Below are 22,110 nucleotides of genomic sequence, written 5' to 3'. Positions count from 1 at the left end.
GTGCTGAGTGCTGAGTGCTGTTAGCGGTAGCGCGGCGTTTAGCCGGTGCTGAGTGGGCATTGGGGGCATTGGGGGCATTAGATTCTTCTCCCCCTGCCTCCCCTGCCTCCCCTGCCTCCCCTGCCTCCCCTGCCTCCCCTGCCTCCCCTGCTCCCTGCCTACTCCCTGCCTACTCCCCACTCCCTTGCTCTAATCGCCTTTGCCATTCTGCGTCAATTTGTGCAGAACGCTCTACTTCTTGTTCCAGTAAGTCAGTTTCAGTGCTGTACACCAAATTTTCATTAGTAATCACTGTTTCCGTGCCGAACTGACGAGCGTAATCAATCTTTTGCTGTAAATCTGGATTGGGATTGGCTAATAGTCTAGCTCTAGAAATGCGATCGCGGTTACGAGTTAAAATCTTGCCATTACGCCACTTGATCCAAAAATAACGAATCAAAGGTACACCTAAAAAACCTACGCCATAAGCCAATAGCAGCCAGTAAATGCCTTGGACAAAAGCTACTAGTCCACCTAACTGAGCCGCAACTATACCATCTCTTAATAAACTTCCCAATACCAAAGCACCCACAAGGTTGGCTATACCTAATCCAGCACTGAGCATAATTTGCCCAGAACCAGCCGCACTAAACCGCCAAGGTAATTCCTCTAGGTAGGTTGTCACAGATTCCTGCTTTTTATTGCTAGCTCTCACCTGCAATTCTGGGAAATAATATACAATTTGTCCTTCAGAACTGACTTTAGGTTGTCCGTTAAATCTCAACAGCACGGGCAACATATAATCTTCGTACTCCTGTTGATATCCTGCACCCAAATTATCAAGATAAGGCGCGATTTGTTCTGCTGCTATTGCACCCCGATTACTCCGAATCACTGCGGCTATTTCTTGCCAACGGCGTTCTTCTAGACGTGCGTTAGGATTGCCATCACCAAACAAAAAGGAAAATACAGCCTCGAAGAAATTCATTTGGCTGTCTTGTTGCCTGCCACGCCGCCGTTGTTCGGGATAATTTTGATGATTGGGGTTAAAGTACCAAAACAAATCAGGAATATAAAAAAATCCCCAACTACTACTGGAATTGCTGCTCCGGTTGTCATTATCACTACTGGAGTTGAGAGCAGTAATAATCACAATGATAGTGATAGTAATTAAAGCAATGGAAGCAATTAGAAAAATCGCGAAGGAAATCCGAATCAAGTAAAACAGAACGCCCCATAGCTTCTGCCACCATTCTTGCAATTTCAGTTTAAAGTATTTATTCCGGAGAATATCTCGAAAATTCCGAGGAAATAAGTAAACAACATCACCAGTTTCTGCTACCTGTAAATGTCCTCCAGCGTCGGTGGCTAAAGCTAGTAATCCTTGGTTAGCTTCTGCTAAGTTCAATCCAGCCTGAGTTGCCACATCTCCAACGGTGACGCGGTAGCCCAGTTTTTCCACAGCTTGCATAACAGTGGGATTGGGAGTCATTGCTCTCCTCTCCTATTGAAATTTATTCGCCTTTCCTTAAGTATAAAGTTTGGTTTTGGGCTAACCACCCACCCATGAATAATTTAGTCGTGAGAATTATTCTGAGGAAACAGGTAGGCGATCGCAGCATAACCAGACGCAGTGATTAAACTGACCAACAAAGTAGCGAAAATTAAGGTAGACATAGAAGCCAGATGATCCTCTAGTCTTGAGTAAAGTGTTTGTATCCCTTTAACCTAACAGTTGAATATGACGTAGATACAACCAGACTGTGACAATCGTTTGTATCTACGCTAGAGGCAAGCAAAAGCGGAAAATAGAACCTTTTCCTAGTTCACTTTCTACTTGAATTTGACCACCTTGTAATTCAACCAAACGCTTGCTAATAGTTAAACCAATCCCCGTTCCTCCAGAATGGCGATCGCGCGATTGATCAGCTCGCCAAAAACGCTCAAACACATGAGGTAAATCCTCTGGAGAAATACCAATACCTGTATCAATAACTGCTATCCATAGTTTACCTGCTTCCATCCAAGCACTGAGAGTAATTGAGCCGTTGGTAGTATAACGCACTGCATTCCCCAACAAATTCACTAAAATCTGTTCAGTGCGATCGATATCTGCTAACACCAGTGGTAATTGTGCGGACAATTCTGAACGCAGCACCGGGCCATCTTCCATTAACTGATCAGTAAATCTCTGTACCAATGAATCTAGTAAAGGATATAAATCTACAGGTTGAATATTAATCGGTAAATAACCAGCTTCTGCCTTAGAAAGTTCTTGTAAATCATTAACCAAACGTTCTAAACGTCTGGTTTCTCTAACCAACCGACGATAAACTTCCGGGGATGCTTCCATCGCCCCATCCGCCAGTTCCTCCAAATAACCACGTACCACAGTTAACGGTGTCCGCAGTTCATGAGTCATATCACCAATTAGTTCTCGTCGTCGTATTTCCACTCCCTCTAAACTATCCGCCATGCGATTAAAACTAGTACCCAGTCGATTGAGTTCGGGAATGTCAGATAAAGGTAATCGTGCTTCTAAATGACCGGCTGCAAACTGTTGAGTGATTTGTTCCATCTCAGTTAATCGCTGCATAATCCGTTGAGAAACCCAGTAACTCAAACCTCCCGCCGCACTAGTACCCACAAACACCGACCAGAGAGTGCTACGCCACCAAGCAATTTCAAATCCCTGCACTAATTCTGTGCGACTATGAACGATATTAAATCCCCTACTTTCTAATGTTTCTAAATGCAAAATGAAAAAACGGGGGGAAGAAACCTTACTAATGATCACAAGGCTAATTAACCCCACTATCATCACTACCAAGTGGGAAACAAACAAGCGCGATGCTAAGGGTAAGGATTTCATGGCAGTGCTGAGTTATAAGTGCTGAGTGCTGAGTGAGTCTACCTGCATTTACACCTTATTGATTACGACTCGTGAAGCGTAAAGAAAGCGTCATTCATGCGGGGATATAAGCGAATGGCTGAAATTTATTCAGCCGTCAAGATTGAAAAACTTTATCAATCTCCTAATATCTTATACCAACTGTGGTAGTATAAGATAGGAGGGAGAAAGATGCTAGTTTTTGAGTTCAAAGCTTATGGAAAGTCAGCGCAACTAGTCGCAATAGATGATGCAATTCGGACGGCTAAGTTCATCCGCAATAGCTGTATTCGATTATGGATGGACGTTAAAGGCACTCTTAAAAATGATTTGCAGAAATATTGTGCTGTACTTGCGGCTAATTTCCCTTTTGCCAACGAACTTAATTCAATGGCTCGTCAAGCTAGTGCTGAACGAGCTTGGTCTTCTATTTCTAGGTTTTATGACAACTGCAAGAAGGGTATTTCAGGATCAAAAGGGTATCCTCAATTCCAGAAAGATTGTCGTTCTGTTGAGTACAAGTCATCGGGATGGAAACTTGCAGATAATCGAAAATCCATAACTTTCACTGACAAGAAAGGTATTGGTCGCTTAAAACTCAAAGGTACTCGTGATTTGCACTTCTACCAAATCAACCAAATAAAACGGGTGAGATTGGTAAAACGTGCTGACGGCATTTATGTTCAATTCTGCGTTGATGTCAATCGCTCAGAAAACATTGAGCCTACTGGTAATACAATTGGGTTAGATGTTGGACTCAAAGAATACTACACCGACTCCGATGGAACAATGGTTGAGAACCCTAAGTTTCTTCGTATTGGTGAAAAAGTTCTTAAGCGTTCTGGGCGGCGAGTCTCTAGAAGAGTAAAAGGTTCAAAAAATAGGGGCAAAGCTAGACGGATTTTAGGAAAACGCCACCTCAAAATAAGTAGGCAACGTAAAGACCATGCAGTGAAGCTTGCACGGTGCGTAGTTCAGTCAAACGACTTGATAGCTTACGAAGATTTGAGGATTAAAAATCTGGTGAAAAATCATTGTTTAGCCAAGTCTATTAATGACGCATCTTGGTATCAGTTCCGTGTCTGGGTTGAATATTTTGGAAAAGTATTTAAACGTGTCACGGTTGCGGTTAATCCGCAATACACTAGCCAGGAATGCTTTAGCTGCGGTGAAGTTGTTAAGAAGACTCTATCCACTAGAACGCACGTATGTTCTTGTGGCTGTGTCATGGATAGGGACGAAAACGCAGCGAGAATAATCCTTAGTCGAGGATTGGGTACTGTAGGGCATACAGGAACTTTTGCGCTAGACGCAAGCAACGCTTGGGGAGATGAAACCTCTACTCTTGTTGGTGAAAACCTGCATGAGCAAGTTATGTCTTAGATTCAAGAATCCCCGTCTCTTTAGAGCGGGGAGTGTCAATAATGTACTTTATACAAGCTTGTACTCATTACTCATTACTCATTACTCACTACTCACTACTCAGCACTTTTTAAACCGGGGGGGAATCTTCAAATTTGTAACCAACCCCAACTACAGTTTTAATAAAAGTGGGATTAGCAGGGTCAGTCTCAATTTTTTTACGTAACCTCGCTACATGAGTATCTACCACACGCTCATCACCAAAGAAATTATTTCCCCACAGTTTGTCAATTAGCTGGGTACGATTCCAAACTCGACCCGGATTGCTGACAAAGTTACTTAACAAGTTAAATTCTAGAGTAGTTAAATCTAAGATTTCTGGTGCTTGGGAATTGATCTGGCGGCTGGCAGTGCGTTGGTCTACATCTACTATAAAGTGTTGGGTACGGTTAACCTGAGTTTGTCCCCCTTGACGCAGGCTACGACGCAACAACGCCCTCACTCTAGCTACCAATTCTCTAGGACTAAAGGGTTTCACCATATAGTCATCCGCACCCGTAGATAAACCAATTACCCGGTCTATTTCTTCCCCCTTAGCCGTCAGCATGAGAATATAAGGGTCTTTTGCACCAGGTTTTTGACGAATTCTTGCGCAAACTTCCAAACCATCTAATCCAGGAATCATTAAGTCTAGGATAATTAAATCTGGTGATTGCTCTTGAAACATTCGTAAAGCATTGATTCCATCGCGGCTACTGCGACAAGTAAATCCTTCTTTTTCTAATGAATGTTGGATTAACTGAGCAATTTCTGATTCATCCTCAACAATTAAAATATCCATCTTGATTAGAATTTGACCACGCAGAGTTTCTGGATTGTCATTGTACTCTAGTTGTAGGGATGAGGAAACCCAAAATTTGCGTTGCTTTGTTGGATTGCGGATTGCGCTGCATTTAATTCAGCAAAAAACCTACACCATCGCTTTTGAGCTTGATGTAGGTCGTAATTTACTCTAAAAATTGACAATGTGTTCTTTTTCTAGAGATTGGAATTAGACAGTGTTCGATAGCTATACCCCATGTGGGCATCTTTTTGAATATGTTGTTTAATGCTATCGAGGTCAATGAAATAGTCAGCAACATCTATTAAACAGTCGTTTGTCATCGTTCTCAAACTCACGACTTCTACCCGCACGCCTGTACTACTGACAGCATTAACAGCATATGCTAAATCGCCATCTCCACTCACTAAAACCGCAGTATCGTAGTAGGGAGCTAAGGTAATCATATCTACGGCAATTTCTACATTCAAATTGGGTCTTTTGGAGTTATCTGTAACTTGGACTTCTTTTGTCACTACACGATAACCATTACGACGCATCCAAAATAAGAACCCCTGTTGTTTGTCGTTACTCCGAGGACGGTTATTGTTTGGTCGTGAGATATCAATTCCTGTGTAGAAAAATGCCCGCAATAATCGTGAACCTGCGGTTAAATGACAAAGTAATTTGAGATAATCGATTTCAATACCAATTTGTAAAGCAGCATTAAACAGATTGATACCGTCAATAAAAATAGCTACTCGACCACGATTTGAATCACTTGTTACAGCTAAATCATTTCTGGGTTCTCGCTGTCTGGAAATTTCACTTTTATTACCATTTTTTATCTGAATTTTCCCTGACAAATGAGGTTCTTCGGACAGGGGTTTATACATATTGCTTGTTTTGGTAAAACTTGTGTTAGTCATTGATTCCTCTGGATGTTAAATCTTGCAAGGCTGAAGGGTTAATTGACAATAGGTTGCCTGTACTGATAAATCATCAGCAAGGCAAAAAAATATATGCAGTTGCTTGACACAAATACACTCAAATCTTGTTCATTTTTGAGATTCCAAGGTTTAATGACCAAGAGCGTTTAGCTCTTGTTAAGGCAAGTTTTACGAGATATCCCCTCTGTCGATATGCTGCTCTTTTCATACCACTACAGCACATCAACTTGCTACAGAAGTAATTGGACGAAAGCAACTTGCTGTCATGGTCTGTGGCGAAACCATTGGCATCTTATTCCTATTGTACCTCTGTCTTTAAAATTTCTTACATTAAGGCAATATTTATATATTGATGTGGCAAGTTTTAGTAAAAATAATTAATGGTTAAGATTTGAAGATAAAACCAATTAATTTAGATTTTTTTAATATTTTAAGTTTATTTTTTAATGTTAATGATCGCGCATATAAATCGATATTTATCCACTAATTATGAATTATTCATGATATTTTATTAGCCCAGTCTTTTCGAGTAAGCGGGTTGGTTAAATAGTGAAATAATCACAGATAATAGAGGCTATAAAGAAGTCAAAAAAGGAAACCCCAATCACTAATAATTATCTTTTAAAATACCCTAATTGCCAGTTTTGAGTTTGCTTTAGCTGACTTAGATGTCCTTGTAAAATCAGACGCAAAGCAATCCTAGTCTTTAAATATCCTCTTACTAAATAATATCCTGGCTTGGCATCAACATCAGCAATAACAGATTGATTTGCTCGTTGTATTACCCCGCAGCGAGTATTTTCCCCACCAGGTAAATCTAGCCTGAATAGATAATCATATCGATATTCTTGGGGAATCATAAATACAGCGTAAACATTATGCTGTCCCAACCAAGGCTGAAATACTATTTTTTCGGGATGGGTATAATACTTAACTTCTTTGGGTTGAGGAAAAGCCCACGAAGAATGACAACGCACTATAGGCGATCGCTCTGCTATATCTAAAATATAAAATATACCCAAAATACTCACTAAGCTCAGTACAAATAAGATAAAAAATCGTGATTTTAGTGATTTCTTCCCCATTTGTTAGACCATAGACGACTTCATGTTGCTATTTTAGCTAGCTTAGTGCGATGGCGTAACCGCCCGCCGGAAGCGATCGCATAACACACCAGACCTCTTGCATAAATGCTGAAGCTGTCATGTTGAGCGAAGCGAAACATCTCAAAGATTCTACATTTCATTCAGAATGACACATCTCATTTTCGGACTTTTGCCAGAGGTCTACCCATTCTCAACAGTAAACTAGGGGAATATTGCTAAATGTGAAAATTTATACGCGATTAAGGTAGCGATCGCAGCTTGGTTGTTAAATTAGCAAAGAATCTCTAAAATCAAGCAAGTTAGCGGCAATCAACAATGGTATCTACTACTGCACGCTTCTCGGATGTCCAAAACCATTGGGCGCGTCCATTTATTGAAGCCTTGGCGGAAAGACGCATTTTGAATGGCTATCCTAACGGTACTTTTCGCCCCGATAACTCAGTCACTCGCGCTGAGTTTGCAGCTATAGTTGCAGCTGTATTTAACGTTGCTGCAAAGCGTCCATATATCTCCTTTAGTGATGTCCCGGCTAATCATTGGGCGGCTGGTGCAGTTAAAAAAGCTTACGAAACAGGATTTTTAACTGGCTACCCCGATAAAACTTTCGGACTCAATAACAGAATTGCGCGTGGTGATGTCTTAGTCGCTTTGGTGAATGGCTTGGAAATTGCCACTAAGATTAAACTCGATTTATTAGACAAATTACCGCAAATTTATCAAGATACGGCGACTATTCCTAGTTATGGTAGCAATCAAATTGCGATCGCTACTAGTGTAGGTTTAGTCTCTAGCTTTCCCAATATCAAATTACTTAACTACACGATTGCGGCTACTCGTGCTGATGTCGCGGTTATAGTCTATCAAGCCTTAGTTTATCTCGGTAATGCCCAAAAGATTAACTCTACATATCTTGTAGTTCCCCCACCCCCTTCCGCCAGCACTGTCAAAGTTAGTCATCAACGGGAATTTCGGGGTGCATGGCTAACAACAGTTTGGAATAGTGACTGGCCTTCCAAAGCTGGACTACCTGTAGCACAACAACAAGCGGAACTAGTCGAGATTCTCAAGCAACTACAAGAACTGAATTTTAATGCTCTCATTTTACAAGTGCGTCCAGAAGGTGATGCGTTGTATGCTTCCTTTATTGAACCTTGGAGTGCTTGGATAACGGGAACTCAAGGCAAAGCCCCAGAACCATTTTACGATCCATTAGAGTTTGCAATCGCCGAAGCCCACAAACGCAACATCGAAGTTCACGCCTGGTTCAACCCCTACCGCGCCAAAACGAGCATTAAAGGTGCTGCTAACGTTAGTCCCCACATAGCTTTAAGCAATCCAGACGTAGTATATCAATGGGGTAATCAGTTATGGATGGATCCAGGCTCAAAACTCGTTCAAGATAGAGCTTACAACGTAATCATCGATGTTGTCCGCCGCTATAACATAGATGCTATTCACCTCGATGATTATTTTTATCCCTATCCCATCCAAGGTCAATCTTTTCCCGATGATAAAACCTACGCTGCTTATAAATCAGCCGGGGGTAAACTCAGTGTAGAAGACTGGCGGCGAGAAAATGTCAATCAAATGGTATTGCGTCTATCCCAGGGAATTAAAGCTACAAAATCTCATGTAAGATTTGGTATCAGTCCCTTCGGGATTTACCGCCCTGGACAACCACCAGGAATCACTGGTTTAGATGCTTACAATGTATTGTATGCTGATGCTAAAAAATGGTTAGAACAGGGGTGGATTGATTATATCGCCCCGCAATTATATTGGCGGACTGACCAACCTAAACAAAGTTACCCTGCATTACTCAAATGGTGGACAGAAATTAATCTCCAAAAACGACACATTTACACAGGTAATAACATTTCAAAATTGGATGGTAAAGCTTGGAAAGATGAAGAGATAGAAAAGCAAGTAAAAATCAGCCGCAGTTTAGTCAAAGATTTATCACTAGGGAACATCTTCTTCAGCATGAGTTCCATTACTGAAAATCGTCAAAGTATCGCTGATAAATTTAAAGGCTCACTTTATGCCACACCTGCCATAGTACCTACAATGTCTTGGCAAAATCAATCTGCACCACCCCCACCCAAAGAACTACAAGTCAACAACCGCAGACTCAATTGGCAACCCGGAGATAATCAACCTGTACGTTCATGGACACTCTACCGTCAAAATGGGGAAACTTGGACGCTACAAAGAATATTATCAGCTGGAACAACTTTCGCCACTGTGCAGGCGGGAACTTACGCTGTGTGTGCAGTAGATAGATTAGCCAATGAAAGCGAGGGTGTAGTAATTACCGTGAGTTAATCAACAAGTTTGTAGTAAGGACTTTAGTCCTTCTAAAATAAGCACTAAAGACTTACTATCAACCCAATTAGCCTTCCATCTATGCAATTTTTGAAAAAAATCTGGCATTTACCCAAAATTATTTATCTAGCGATCGCAATTTTAATTATCAGCTTCTTTTTAATTAATTTAGAAACAGGTGCTGTTGAAATTAGCAGTATCGAATTTATCGGAGAAGCCACTTTACCAAAAGGTTTATCTTTCCAAAAAACTGAAGTTGGAGGCTTATCTGGCATTACCTACGATGCTAAAACAGACCTTTATTATGCAATCTCCGATGACCGTGGACAAAAAGCCTCTGCCCGTTTTTACACTTTTAAAATAGAGCTAAATAAAGGTTATTTGCAAAATGGGGGAGTTATTCCTGTTGGTGTCACCACACTATTAAACGATAACAATCAACCCTTCCCCGCTAATGCAACTGATACAGAAGGTATTGCTGTCACCAGAGATGAAACAGTCTTTATTTCCTCTGAAGGTGATGTTAATAGATTAGTTGCACCTTTTATTAAAGAGTTTAACTTAGCTTCTGGTCAAGTCATTCAAACACTACCCATACCACAAAACTTTTTACCTAACAACAATGGCAAGCAAGGCATACGCAATAATTTAGCTTTTGAAAATCTCACCATTACTCCTGATAACCAATCTTTGTTTACTGCTACAGAAAATGCTCTCATCCAAGATGGGGTAATAGCTGAACCTAATATTGGTACTTCTTGCCGCATTTTGCAATATAATTTCCATAATAATCAACCAGAAAAAGAGTTCCTTTACCAAACTGAACCAGTAGCTAGTTTTTTTAATCCCACAGGTAAATTTGCCAGTGGATTAACTGATTTACTCGCATTAGATAATCAAGGTCACTTTCTCAGTATAGAACGTTCTTTTACTGGCTTAGGATTTACTGTTTTTTTGTTTAAGTTCTCTTTAGCAGCAGCAAATAATATTAACAATATAGATAGTTTATTAGCAGTCAATACTACAAAAATTAACCCAGTACAAAAAAAATTACTGTTAGATTTAAGAACTCTTGATGTAGCACTGGACAATATAGAAGGTTTAACTCTTGGCCCACAACTACCGAATAAACAACGCCTTTTAATTCTCGTCAGTGATAACAATTTTAATACTATACAACGTACTCAATTTTTAGCTTTTCAACTTAAAATTGAATCACCAATTATGAGTTTATTTCAGCGTATTTTTTGGCAAAAGTAAAGATGTGTGAAAATTGAAATAATTCATCACCTCAGCTTTTCAAAGAAGTGTTCTTGGCTTTTACCGAAAAAATGATCCAAGTTCCTAAATTAATTTATGATTGTATTGTTAATACTAGTTTATAACTACAATACATTATTGTTAAATCATATGCGATTTTATTGATTAAGTAAAATTACTGTAATTTTTATTAAAGTCAATTTAGTTTATTTAGGGATTACGTAAATTTTCTCATATCTTTTGTTTAAACAATATGTTACATAATGTTTAAGGGATTTTGCCGAAGTATGAGCAAAATTCTATGTTAGAACATCAGCTGTTTCTGACAGCAATTTTCAGATTACATAATTAACTTTATAAATTTAATAAAATCTGAAAAATAACAATGAACTTCTAAAGCAATTGAAAATTATTTGATAGCGTAAAATTTCCAAATATGGTCAACTCAAGAACAGAGCCAGATGTTTATATTGGAAAATTTTTAAACAATCGCTATTTAATAATAGATTTGATTGGTAAAGGTGGTATGGGACGGGTTTACTTAGCAGAAGATACAGCTAAGGGTGGTAAACAAGTCGCATTAAAAATTCTCATGCTAAGTTTGGCAAATCAACAGTTATCTCAACGCTTTGCCAGAGAAATTTTTATTGGCGCACAATTAGGACGTAAAAGCAAACATATTGTCAGAGTCTTGAGTTATGGAGTCACTGATGATAAAACTCCCTTTTATGTGATGGAGTATCTTCAAGGTAAAAACCTGAAGCAAATATTGAAAGCTCAAGCATTAACAATCGGAAAATTCTTAGATATTTCTTATCAAATTTGTTTGGGTTTAGAATGCGCTCACCAAGGTATTACCCTAAAAGGTGAGATTTATCCAATTGTACATAGAGATATCAAGCCTGAGAACATATTTCTGACCACAGATACCCAAAAAAATGAGCTTGTCAAAATTCTTGATTTTGGCATTGCTAAATTTTTGACAGAACGCAGTGGGATGACACTAACAGATTCTTTTATTGGCAGTTTACCCTACTGCTCTCCAGAACATATGGAAGGACGCAAATTACTTGATGTCCGTTCTGATATCTATAGTTTGGGAGTATTAATGTTTGAAATGTTAACAGCAAAACATCCATTTCAAACACAAAGTAACTCCTTTGGTAATTGGTATCAAGCTCATCGTTTTCAAACTCCACCTGCATTGACAGAAGTTGATACTCAATTAAAAATTCCGCAGGAATTACAAGAATTAGTGATGAATTGTTTAGCTAAAGAAGTAGGTGATCGCCCACAAAATATTCATCAAATATTACAAGTCCTAGAGCAATTTAAAAACAAAATTGAGACAAATGTTGGCAATAGTGATGTGTGGGAAAGCTTACCTACAGTACAGTTAGTACCTGTGACTTCCATCTCAGAAAAAGAATGTTTACAAAAAACATGGCCTAAAAATAAACCGATTCAGACAATTGGGTTTCCTCATCTACTACATACTACTCAAGGTATTATTCCTACATACTGGGCAATGTTACCTAAACAAGAAATTGTTAGCTTTTTAAGTAGAAATCATAGCACTGAATTTATGCAACAAATATCAGCTTATCCGATGATATTATGGGTAACAGTGTTATATGATTCCCAACTATCTCTAATTCGCTGGTTATCATCTTTTATAGATTTAAACGGAAATAAAGGACAAAAATTAGTCCAAACCCTGGCAGATACTGGATATTATCATTTACTATTTTTTGCCCTAGAAGAGCCTAATAATTGCGCTCATGTCATTACTTTAACACTCAATGCTAAACAGCGTCAGCAATTATTAAATTGCTTGAAGTTTACTCAAAATGCGCAAGGAACTGCATCAATTAAATCTGAAGAAGCTAAGGCTATACTCAGAGTAGAATATGAAAAAATTAAATTAGAAATCATGCAAAATTTAGTGGCTAACAAATCAATTGATAGATTTTATTTAAAAAATTGGTTGGCTCAAATAATTGAAAATTTTATGCAATTGTTTAGGTATAAAAACAATAAATGATTTTTATATATATTTTGAAGATAAGGGTGATATTAGAGGTTACATAAAGTGAATCAAAGTACATTTGCATCTCCAAAAAATACAGGACTGATTGTTAACCGTTATCAATTGAAGAAATTAATTGGTAGCGGTGGGATGGGGGAAGTTTTTTTAGCCACTGATATGCTTCTAGGAGGGACACCAGTTGCGATCAAATTTCTGACACAAACTGTATCTGATGCCAAAATTCAAAAAGACTTTCTTCGTGAAGCATTGATGAGTGCAGCCTTGAGCCAAAAAAGCCTCCATATTATCAGAGCTTACGATTATGGTGTCAGTGAGAAAGGGAAACCATTTTATGTCATGGAATATCTCAATGGTAAGAGTTTAAAAGACTTAACTCCCTTACCATTCCCTAGATTTTTAAATCTGACGCGTCAAATTTGTTTAGGTTTACAGTGCGCTCATGAAGGAATTCAAATTGATGGTAAGATTTGTCCTTTAGTTCATCGAGATATTAAACCAGCAAATATATTAGTTGTGCCAGATCCTATATTAGGTCAGTTAGTAAAGATTCTCGATTTTGGCATTGCAAAATTTTTAAATTATACAGCTACACTTAGCACTAACAAAGGATTTCATGGCACTTTACCCTACTCTTCGCCTGAGCAACTAGAAGGGGAAAAATCAGATAGTCGCTCTGATATTTATAGCTTGGGTGTGATGATGTTTGAGATGCTCACTGGTGTTAAACCTTGGCAGCCAGAAACAGATTTATTTGGTGCTTGGTATAAAGCTCATCACTTTGAAACCCCGCGAACAATAGCAGAAGTTAGCCCACAACTAAAAATACCACAAAAGATCAATAATTTAATTATGGCTTGTTTAGCTAAAAAAGCTAGCGATCGCCCCCAAGATGTTCGAGAAGTCTTGCAAGTCTTAGACAGCATAGAACAATCCCAATGTGCCAATATACCTATTATTTTAACCCCTAGAAGCACACCTCGAATTCCTCTGGATTCTCAATTCTTTTTAGCAGTCGAAAAAAACTTTCAACAATTTACTTGGCCTAAAAATAAACCTATACAAAAAATCGTTTTTCCCCAACTACTGACTACTACTCAGGGAACTGCGGTAACATTATTATTAATGTTGCCAGAAACAGAAATTCAACAGCAAAAAAATTCAAAACTAAACAACCGTTTTATTTTTGTTACATCACCCCATCCTATGCTGTTGTGGGTAACACTACTCTACGTTCAAGCATTTGGGGCTAAGTGGCTACCATGCTACCTAGATATGCAGAATCCCTACAACCGTCGTCTAGTGTCATTGTTAGCTGACCATGACAGTTATCCTCTGATGTGCTTTACCCTAGAACCACCCAACAAATGCACCCAAGTTCTTACAGGCCACATTGATATCAGCCAAAGGCAAAAGCTGAAAGTTTGGGTAGAACAAAGTCAAAAACTTCCCCCCACTACTCAACCCCAGTTGAGTAAAAATCTTCTCAAACAACAGTATAAGCAATTGCAGTCTCAGATGCTAGAGAAAATAGGTGATAGGTGATAGGTGACAGGGGACAGGGGACAGGGGACAGGGGACAGCAGGGGAAGAAAAATACTGCCCAATGCTCAATCATGAATAAAAAATTTACCAAATTTAGCTTGACAAATCCTTTTATCTTAGTCATAATAGGGAAGTTGCCAATTAAGGGACTGTAGTTCAATTGGTTAGAGCACCGCCCTGTCACGGCGGAAGTTGCGGGTTCGAGCCCCGTCAGTCCCGTTAAGATGTTTCAATTTATCAGTAACTAGTGCTGGGTTACATCCACTCGGAGTCAGCCGTCTTGAGTATAGAGTTCAAATTCTTACTCAGCATAAGCTAAACGCCGCGCTACCGCTAACACAACTCAGCACTTGTTATAGTAATCATTGCTTTGCGAAAGAGAGAACTATTGTGACTGTCAGAGTCCGAATTGCACCTAGTCCCACTGGGAATCTACATATTGGTACAGCTAGAACAGCTGTATTTAACTGGTTGTTTGCTCGTCACCACGGCGGGACGTTTATTTTGCGAATTGAAGATACAGACCTAGAGCGATCGCGTCCTGAATATACAGAAAATATTCTGGAAGGATTGCGCTGGTTGGGACTCAACTGGGATGAAGGGCCATTCTTTCAATCTCAACGTCTAGACCTGTACAAACAAGCAGTACAAAAACTCCTCGATCAAGGTTTAGCCTATCGCTGCTACACCACGTCCGAAGAACTCGAAGCCTTACGAGAAACGCAAAAAGCTAAAGGTGAAGCCCCTCGCTACGACAACCGCCATCGTCACCTCACGCCAGAACAAGAAGCGGAATTACAAGCCCAAGGGCGTAGTTTTGTGATTCGTTTTAAAATTGAGGATGGCCGGGAAATTGTCTGGAATGACCTAGTAAGGGACAAAATGGTCTGGCGCGGTAGTGATTTAGGTGGTGATATGGTCATCGCCCGCGCTTCTGAGGAAGGTATTGGTCAACCTCTATACAATTTTGTGGTTGTAGTGGATGACATTGATATGCAAATCAGTCATGTGATTCGAGGGGAAGACCACATCGCCAACACAGCCAAGCAGATTCTACTTTATGAAGCATTGGGGGGGAAAATTCCTGAATTTGCCCATACGCCCCTGATTTTAAACATGGAGGGACGGAAACTTTCCAAGCGGGATGGGGTGACATCCATCTCTGACTTTCAGCGAATGGGCTTTACATCGGCAGGTTTGGTTAACTACATGACCTTGTTGGGTTGGTCGCCACCAGATTCTACACAAGAAATATTTACATTAGAATCAGCCGCCAAAGAGTTTAGTTTTGAGCGCGTCAATAAAGCCGGGGCGAAATTTGACTGGGCAAAACTTGATTGGTTGAATAGTCAATATCTCCACAATATGTCAGTAGACCAGCTCACGGATTTAATTATCCCCTATTGGGAAGCGGCTGGATATCAACTTGATAGCGGACGAGACCGTGCTTGGTTAGAAAAGTTAGTAGGGTTACTTAGTGCTAGCTTGACGCGGTTAACCGATGCTGTAGACATGAGTAAACTGTTTTTTGGCGAGACAGTGGAATACAGCGAAGAGGGTAGCCAGCAATTACAGCAAGCAGGCTGTAGTGATGTTTTGCAAGGAATTATCACCGCCTTGGAAAATCAACCCCAACTTACAGAAGCTGTTGCCCAAGACATAATAAAACAAGTGGTGAAAGCCCAAAACGTCAAAAAAGGCTTAGTTATGCGATCGCTCCGCGCTGCGCTAACTGGAGACGTACACGGCCCCGACCTCATCCAATCTTGGTTACTCCTCAATCAGATTGGTTTAGACAAACCGCGTTTGCATCAGGCGAATTTAAGTAAAGGAGTTTAGGGGAGACAAGGGAGACAAGGGAGACAAGGGAGATTTTTACTGAGTTCCCAGTCCCCAGTCCCCAGTCCCCAGTTATTTAATTTTGAATTTTGAATTGATTTGTCCCCAATCCCTAAAATTCCATAGTCAATTCCTCTCAAACTGGGAACATAGGCTGTAAAATTCATGTCTTTCCAAACACTGAGATACTTATAGAATCACTATGTCGAAAACAACGCTAAATGAAGGGATTCGATTCTCTTTAATGATAGTTACGCTTGGCGTTATATCGGCACTGCCAAGCGGTGGCAAAGCCCAAGAAACCCCTCCCATATTTGGAGATATCACTATCAGTCAAAAATTTTCTCCAGACCCCCTCACAGTCCGGGGTATGAGTGGCGGCTTAGTCGCAGGAGACAAAATTGCTGGTATAGTTGACACCTCTACTGGGCCATGTACTGGATTTGTAGATAAAGCACCAGACCACACTATTAAATTAACCAATAAATTTGACTACCTAAAACTGCAAATACAAGCACCCCAAGACACTACTATCATTGTCAAAGGGCCTGGCGGGACTTGGTGCAACGACGATTTAGATGGCAAACATCCTGGCATAGTTGGTGAATGGCTACCTGGAGATTACCAAGTTTGGATCGGTTCTTACGACAAAGATAAATATTTTCCTTATACGTTACAAGTTACAGAAGTTAAGTAGGGAATTGGGAATGGGGCATGGGGAATTGGGAATTGTATTTTTCTCACCCTGCTCCCTTGCTCCCCCTGCTTTCTTGTCCCCTATCCCCAATCCCCTCCCATGATCGCCATGTTGTATTAGAATTAAGTTAAATTTAATTAAGATTCTTATCGGCATCTCAGATTTCACTTAAGCAGTTACAGCTTTGTGGTAATGCCTGATTAGATATCAAATTAAACAAAATGGAGTTATAAACATCCGTTTTACAACTATCTAGTGACGACGGTTGCTAGAAATAACTAAATGTAAATTGGCATCTAGAGGCAAATTAAAATGAAATTCTCTTGGAGAGTCCTCGTACTCTGGACATTGCCTGCTTTGGTAATTGGCTTTTTCTTTTGGCAAGGCGCGTTTGCAGGCAATCCTGCTGACATGAGCAGAAATGCTGCTAATACGCGCATGACCTATGGCCGCTTTCTGGAATACTTAGACGCTGGTCGCGTTAATAATGTCGATCTGTATGAAGGCGGCAGAACAGCGATTATTGAAGCCAGTGACCAAGATATCGAAAATCGTGTGCAACGCTGGCGGGTAGATTTGCCAATTAATGCGCCTGAGTTAATCAGTAAGCTTAAAGAAAAACAAGTTAGTTTTGATGCTCATCCCATGCGTAATGATGGGGCTATCTGGGGACTTTTAGGTAATCTGATTTTCCCAATCTTATTGATTACTGGATTGTTCTTTTTGTTCCGTCGCTCCAATAATATGCCTGGCGGCCCTGGTCAAGCCATGAACTTTGGTAAATCCAAAGCGCGTTTCCAAATGGAAGCCAAAACTGGGGTGAAATTTGATGATGTAGCTGGTATTGAAGAAGCTAAAGAAGAATTACAAGAAGTTGTTACCTTCTTAAAACAGCCAGAAAGATTTACAGCTGTTGGCGCACGCATTCCCAAAGGGGTGCTGTTGGTAGGCCCTCCAGGTACAGGTAAAACTTTACTAGCAAAAGCGATCGCTGGTGAAGCTGGTGTTCCTTTCTTCAGTATTTCCGGTTCGGAGTTTGTAGAAATGTTCGTGGGTGTGGGTGCTTCCCGCGTCCGTGACTTGTTCAAAAAAGCTAAAGATAACGCTCCTTGTATCATCTTCATCGATGAAATTGATGCTGTTGGTAGACAACGGGGTGCTGGTATCGGTGGCGGTAATGATGAGAGAGAACAAACTCTTAACCAGTTACTCACCGAGATGGATGGGTTTGAAGGTAACACAGGCATCATTATTATTGCTGCTACCAACCGTCCTGATGTATTAGATGCGGCTTTGTTGCGTCCTGGTCGATTTGACAGACAAGTCACCGTTGATGCTCCAGACATTAAAGGACGCTTGGAAATCCTACAAGTCCACGCTCGTAACAAGAAACTTGACCCCAGCGTATCATTAGAAGCGATCGCGCGTCGCACACCAGGATTCACTGGTGCAGATTTAGCCAACCTGCTGAATGAAGCCGCTATTCTCACCGCTAGAAGGCGCAAAGAAGGCATTACCCTGGGTGAGATTGACGATGCAGTAGATAGGGTTGTCGCCGGGATGGAAGGTACACCATTGGTAGACAGCAAGAGCAAACGCTTGATTGCTTACCATGAAGTCGGACACGCCTTGGTAGGGACTTTATTAAAAGACCATGACCAAGTGCAGAAAGTCACCTTGATTCCTCGTGGACAAGCACAAGGTTTAACTTGGTTTACCCCCAACGAAGAACAAGGCTTAATTTCTCGTTCTCAACTCAAAGCCAGAATTACCGGTGCTTTGGGTGGTCGTGCAGCCGAATACATAATTTTCGGTGCGGCGGAAGTGACCACGGGTGCAGGCGGTGACTTACAACAAGTAACTGGTATGGCTCGCCAAATGGTGACACGCTTCGGGATGTCTAATTTAGGCCCTCTATCCTTGGAAAGCCAACAAGGGGAAGTTTTCCTAGGTCGTGACTGGATGACCCGTTCTGATTATTCCGAATCAATTGCGGCTCGGATTGATTCTCAAGTGCGGGAAATTGTTGAACAGTGCTATGAAAACGCTAAGAAGATTATGCGGGAAAATCGCGCTGTTACCGATCGCCTAGTTGATTTGCTGATTGAAAAAGAAACCATTGACGGTGATGAGTTCCGTCAAATTGTCGCTGAGTACACTGATGTACCTGAAAAAGTCCAGTTTGTTCCACAACTGTAGTTATTAAATCAGTAAACAGTTATCAGGCTTTCTTCTGCTGATAACTGTTTACTGCTCACTGATAACTTTGAACGGGGATAGTCAAACTACCCCCGTTTTTTTATTGACCCTATCTCAAAGGGGTATATATATCTTCAGAGTCGGCATTGAGATAAGGACATTGCAATTCAATATTTAATGCAGAGAACTGTTGCAAAATAGATGTCATCTTACCTGATGGTGTATTAATACCTTGCTGCCAAGCTGCTAGCAAACCATTAGCAACAATTTGACATCGGTGTGTACCGAAACTCTCATTTTCAGTAAATCTATGCTTTGGTTCTTCGGCGATCGCTAAACCTGGTGCTATGGGCTTAGTAAATAGGGGTACTTGCTCCCGAAAATGGGCTTCATGCTTTCTATAGAGCGTCTCTAAGACTGGATGAACCTGTTCATAACTATTTTTGTCAAAATACAGGACGGCTGAGTCATAACGCTCATAATCGGCAGGGTTATATAAAGCTTTAAAGGTAAATTCTAGAGATATCGCATTAAGTTGTGTTGTCAAACTATCCATGACTGCAACTGCACCATCTGGAGTGACATTAAAGTAGACACGCACCAGAGTTTGACCCTGTGTTTGATGATGTCGTGATGCACCTGCATCAGCAACTGCCATATAAAACCCGCTTTGCACGAGGTTTTTAGGTAATTTGATAGAAATTAAATTCCCTAAGTTAACAGGTGTTTGCAGTGCATCTTGTTCTACATACAATGTTAAACCATCTCGATGAACTGCTATAGCACCGTCTATTTCTTCTCTGACTACCAGCCAAGCATGACTCCAGTAGCCTTGACCTCTATTATTTTCATGTAGGCGATCATAAAAAGCTAAGTCTACACCTAAAAAGGTGTTGTTCTCTAGATTTTGGTTGACTGCTAAATTAGATATCTCTGCATCTGATGCCAAAACACTTTTTAAAGAGCCATTGTAATAGATGCCGTAGAGAAAACTACGCAACTGCTGACTCAAATACTTATTCTGTAAATCTGATGATAATTTTTCAAAGCGGGAGACTGAAGACTCCGGTAATTCTAGGGGTTTATAGTTGGGATGCTTAATACAATACTGGGATTGGATTTCAACATTATGAATGATGTCTTGCAATGATAGTTGCAGTGATTCTGAGATATCTGACAATTGGACAGAATCTAATAATTGCATAGATATTGACCTGTGAATGAGGAGATAGACAAAAAATTGTAGGTTGAGTTAAGCGATAGATAAACTCTCAGGATGGAAATCTGTTGCTTCCACGCCAAAAATTGTGGGGATAGATGCTTCTGGACGACACAACAAACTCTTGGCGACTTGCAGCATACAAATACCGACATTCCCAAAGGTTTTTTCATACTGGAGTCGAGCTTGAATAGCGGTAATTAAGGCTAAACCACAAAATTGCATCACCCGTTGTAAGAAATCGGGACGATGTTCTAGGATTTCTGGAAAATGAGTTAAGTAAGCAGTTACCAACTCTCGCAATGAAGGTTGGAGAACATACAAGGGTGTAGCTGCTAGACGTAAAGACTCATCAATGGTGATAGATTTGCCTGTCACCATGCTGTATAACCACATTTGCAGGTAGCTGGCGATGACTGTTCCCAAATCATTAGCGGGATCTCCCCAGTTACCACGTTCCCAGTCAATCAAGCGGATAATTTTCTCCTCAGGGGCGGCTTCCCAATCTAGGGAAACTAGAATATTGTTTAGCTTGAGATCATTATGGGTGAGACAACACGGAGTTAAGGAATTAATTAATTCTGCGATCGCCTGACCTAAACTGTCATAACGTTGATATAAGGCAAAAAATCTCAGCCCATCAGCAGGAACTTTACCAAATATTTCTGGAGTTAGTCTATCTAATCCACGATTGAGATTAGACTTTCTTTGGTGAGTAGTATTATCAATAGTATGTTGGAAAAACTCTCGATAACCTTCATTGTTAATTGAGACGCGATGAATTGAGGCTAAAGTATGGCCAACTGCTCTGGCAATTTTAATGGGAAATAAATTCAGATTTTCTTTAGCATAAAAATCCATTAAATCTCGATAATTATCAAGATAATTGAAAATAAGAATAGAATTTTCCCAACTAAAATGTACTACCTCTGATAAATTGGCACGGATGTAGCTAAGTTCCGGAAAATGCCGTAAAAAATCATGAATCTGCCATTCCAGCAAAAACTCGCCAGCCGTTTTTCCTTCTGGGTTATGGCGTTCTTGCTTAACCAGCAGTTTCCTCCCTTCTGGAAAGTTAATTAGTAGATTAAAGTTTTTGGCTGCCTTTAGTTCAACTTTGCTGAATGACTGTTCATCAGGAGTACACAGTTTAAGAGAATTTAGATATTCAAATACATTTTGAGAACTGAGGATAAATGGTGGCATAGTCTTAGATGATTGACAACATTAATAACAATTCATGTTAAGAATAATATTGAATCTATATTAGATAATTTAGGAGAATATTCAAGATAGTTGATAGGATTAATACTGATATAGTTCATTTTGTGCTAGAAACAATATATGATTTTACTAATTCTACAATGCTATCAATTGCCAATATTATGACTACAAACTCAAAAATCGTTTCTGTAAATTGCGATATCTTGTTAAGATCATATTTATCACCACCATATATTAATTTAGAATCCTCCTCATCTAGATCAGTCAGAAAATTTTCTGAATCAGTAGAGTACAATTCATAAATAATGATTCTTGCCATTTTCTGTATGCCTAAAAAAATGTTTCTTACTTAATGAAAGATAAATTTTAAAACTGCATATATACTCAAGCTTAATTAGAAAATAATATTCAGAATTATAGATATTCAAATTTGTGTTGAATAAGATGCAGGCGATTAAACTTTACATCGCTTAATCGCTCATGCCACAATTGCACTAGAGCTATTTAGCTCAGTAGTCACTTAGCAAGGAATTGAAAATTAGTAGTAACCACCATCAGCAGAACTAAAAGACCTAGCTAAATGTCCAATGCCATCAATACCATAGGTGATAACGCCAAACTCAAATCCTTTCACAGCCAAGTCTAAAA

The 22,110-nt window shown here is 39.9% G+C and carries 17 protein-coding genes and 1 tRNA gene; 9 read left to right on the top strand and 9 right to left on the bottom strand.

Features of this window, described 5'->3' with window-relative positions; all coding sequences use genetic code 11:
• Positions 1-169 precede the first annotated feature (169 nt).
• Together ACM0OR_RS24155 and ACM0OR_RS24150 are read right to left on the bottom strand one after the other, a co-directional pair.
• Complete coding sequence (locus tag ACM0OR_RS24155; protein ID WP_414579054.1) at positions 170-1,471, bottom strand: hypothetical protein; 1,302 nt, start codon at positions 1,469-1,471, stop codon at positions 170-172.
• A gap of 288 nt (positions 1,472-1,759) precedes the next feature.
• On the bottom strand, positions 1,760-2,851 hold the full coding sequence (locus ACM0OR_RS24150; protein WP_414579053.1) for a sensor histidine kinase: 1,092 nt from the start codon (positions 2,849-2,851) through the stop codon (positions 1,760-1,762).
• 210 nt (positions 2,852-3,061) lie between these two features.
• Here ACM0OR_RS24150 and ACM0OR_RS24145 point away from each other — a divergent pair, with 210 nt between their 5' ends.
• Positions 3,062-4,252: an RNA-guided endonuclease InsQ/TnpB family protein gene (locus ACM0OR_RS24145; RefSeq protein WP_414579052.1), complete on the top strand. Its 1,191-nt coding sequence runs from the start codon at positions 3,062-3,064 to the stop codon at positions 4,250-4,252.
• Positions 4,253-4,361: 109 nt separating this feature from the next.
• On the opposite strand, the gene ACM0OR_RS24140 is transcribed toward ACM0OR_RS24145, so the two are convergent.
• The 4 genes from ACM0OR_RS24140 to ACM0OR_RS24125 all read right to left on the bottom strand — a co-directional run bounded on the left by ACM0OR_RS24140 (position 4,362) and on the right by ACM0OR_RS24125 (position 7,247).
• Positions 4,362-5,072, bottom strand: coding sequence for a response regulator transcription factor (locus ACM0OR_RS24140; protein ID WP_190701718.1), 711 nt, complete (start codon positions 5,070-5,072; stop codon positions 4,362-4,364).
• A gap of 197 nt (positions 5,073-5,269) precedes the next feature.
• Positions 5,270-5,980, bottom strand: a complete 711-nt coding sequence (locus ACM0OR_RS24135) for an NYN domain-containing protein (protein ID WP_323267814.1) — start codon at positions 5,978-5,980, stop codon at positions 5,270-5,272.
• A 635-nt stretch (positions 5,981-6,615) separates the two neighbouring features.
• Positions 6,616-7,086 (bottom strand): hypothetical protein, encoded by a 471-nt coding sequence (locus tag ACM0OR_RS24130; RefSeq protein WP_323267815.1) that lies wholly within the window; start codon positions 7,084-7,086, stop codon positions 6,616-6,618.
• 20 nt (positions 7,087-7,106) lie between these two features.
• On the bottom strand, positions 7,107-7,247 hold the full coding sequence (locus ACM0OR_RS24125; RefSeq protein ID WP_323267816.1) for a hypothetical protein: 141 nt from the start codon (positions 7,245-7,247) through the stop codon (positions 7,107-7,109).
• A gap of 175 nt (positions 7,248-7,422) precedes the next feature.
• Here ACM0OR_RS24125 and ACM0OR_RS24120 point away from each other — a divergent pair, with 175 nt between their 5' ends.
• From ACM0OR_RS24120 to ftsH2, 8 genes are all read left to right on the top strand, one after another.
• Entirely contained in the window at positions 7,423-9,432 is a 2,010-nt protein-coding gene (locus ACM0OR_RS24120; protein ID WP_414579051.1) for a glycoside hydrolase family 10 protein, read from the top strand.
• Positions 9,433-9,513: 81 nt separating this feature from the next.
• Entirely contained in the window at positions 9,514-10,692 is a 1,179-nt protein-coding gene (locus ACM0OR_RS24115; protein ID WP_414579050.1) for an esterase-like activity of phytase family protein, read from the top strand.
• 436 nt (positions 10,693-11,128) lie between these two features.
• Complete coding sequence (locus ACM0OR_RS24110; protein ID WP_323267819.1) at positions 11,129-12,736, top strand: serine/threonine-protein kinase; 1,608 nt, start codon at positions 11,129-11,131, stop codon at positions 12,734-12,736.
• A gap of 48 nt (positions 12,737-12,784) precedes the next feature.
• Positions 12,785-14,284 (top strand): serine/threonine protein kinase, encoded by a 1,500-nt coding sequence (locus tag ACM0OR_RS24105; RefSeq protein WP_414579049.1) that lies wholly within the window; start codon positions 12,785-12,787, stop codon positions 14,282-14,284.
• A 145-nt stretch (positions 14,285-14,429) separates the two neighbouring features.
• Positions 14,430-14,503: transfer RNA gene (locus ACM0OR_RS24100), tRNA-Asp, on the top strand.
• Between the two features lie 171 nt (positions 14,504-14,674).
• Entirely contained in the window at positions 14,675-16,123 is a 1,449-nt protein-coding gene (gltX, locus tag ACM0OR_RS24095; protein ID WP_414579048.1) for a glutamate--tRNA ligase, read from the top strand.
• A 202-nt stretch (positions 16,124-16,325) separates the two neighbouring features.
• Positions 16,326-16,820 (top strand): hypothetical protein, encoded by a 495-nt coding sequence (locus tag ACM0OR_RS24090; RefSeq protein ID WP_414579047.1) that lies wholly within the window; start codon positions 16,326-16,328, stop codon positions 16,818-16,820.
• Between the two features lie 312 nt (positions 16,821-17,132).
• Positions 17,133-19,019: an ATP-dependent zinc metalloprotease FtsH2 gene (gene ftsH2 / locus ACM0OR_RS24085; RefSeq protein WP_190701645.1), complete on the top strand. Its 1,887-nt coding sequence runs from the start codon at positions 17,133-17,135 to the stop codon at positions 19,017-19,019.
• A 109-nt stretch (positions 19,020-19,128) separates the two neighbouring features.
• On the opposite strand, the gene ACM0OR_RS24080 is transcribed toward ftsH2, so the two are convergent.
• The 3 genes from ACM0OR_RS24080 to ACM0OR_RS24070 form a co-directional block, all read right to left on the bottom strand.
• On the bottom strand, positions 19,129-20,223 hold the full coding sequence (locus ACM0OR_RS24080) for a T3SS effector HopA1 family protein (protein WP_414579046.1): 1,095 nt from the start codon (positions 20,221-20,223) through the stop codon (positions 19,129-19,131).
• A 48-nt stretch (positions 20,224-20,271) separates the two neighbouring features.
• Complete coding sequence (locus ACM0OR_RS24075) at positions 20,272-21,444, bottom strand: phosphotransferase family protein (protein WP_414579045.1); 1,173 nt, start codon at positions 21,442-21,444, stop codon at positions 20,272-20,274.
• A gap of 115 nt (positions 21,445-21,559) precedes the next feature.
• Positions 21,560-21,781 (bottom strand): hypothetical protein, encoded by a 222-nt coding sequence (locus tag ACM0OR_RS24070; protein ID WP_190701655.1) that lies wholly within the window; start codon positions 21,779-21,781, stop codon positions 21,560-21,562.
• Between the last annotated feature and the right edge of the window lie 329 nt (positions 21,782-22,110).

The organism is Anabaena sp. CCY 9402-a (genome assembly GCF_963920945.1).
Taxonomy (GTDB): Bacteria; Cyanobacteriota; Cyanobacteriia; order Cyanobacteriales; family Nostocaceae; genus Trichormus; species Trichormus minutissimus.
Note: the sequence above shows the minus strand (reverse complement) of the source record. Positions and strands in the feature narration are given on the sequence as shown.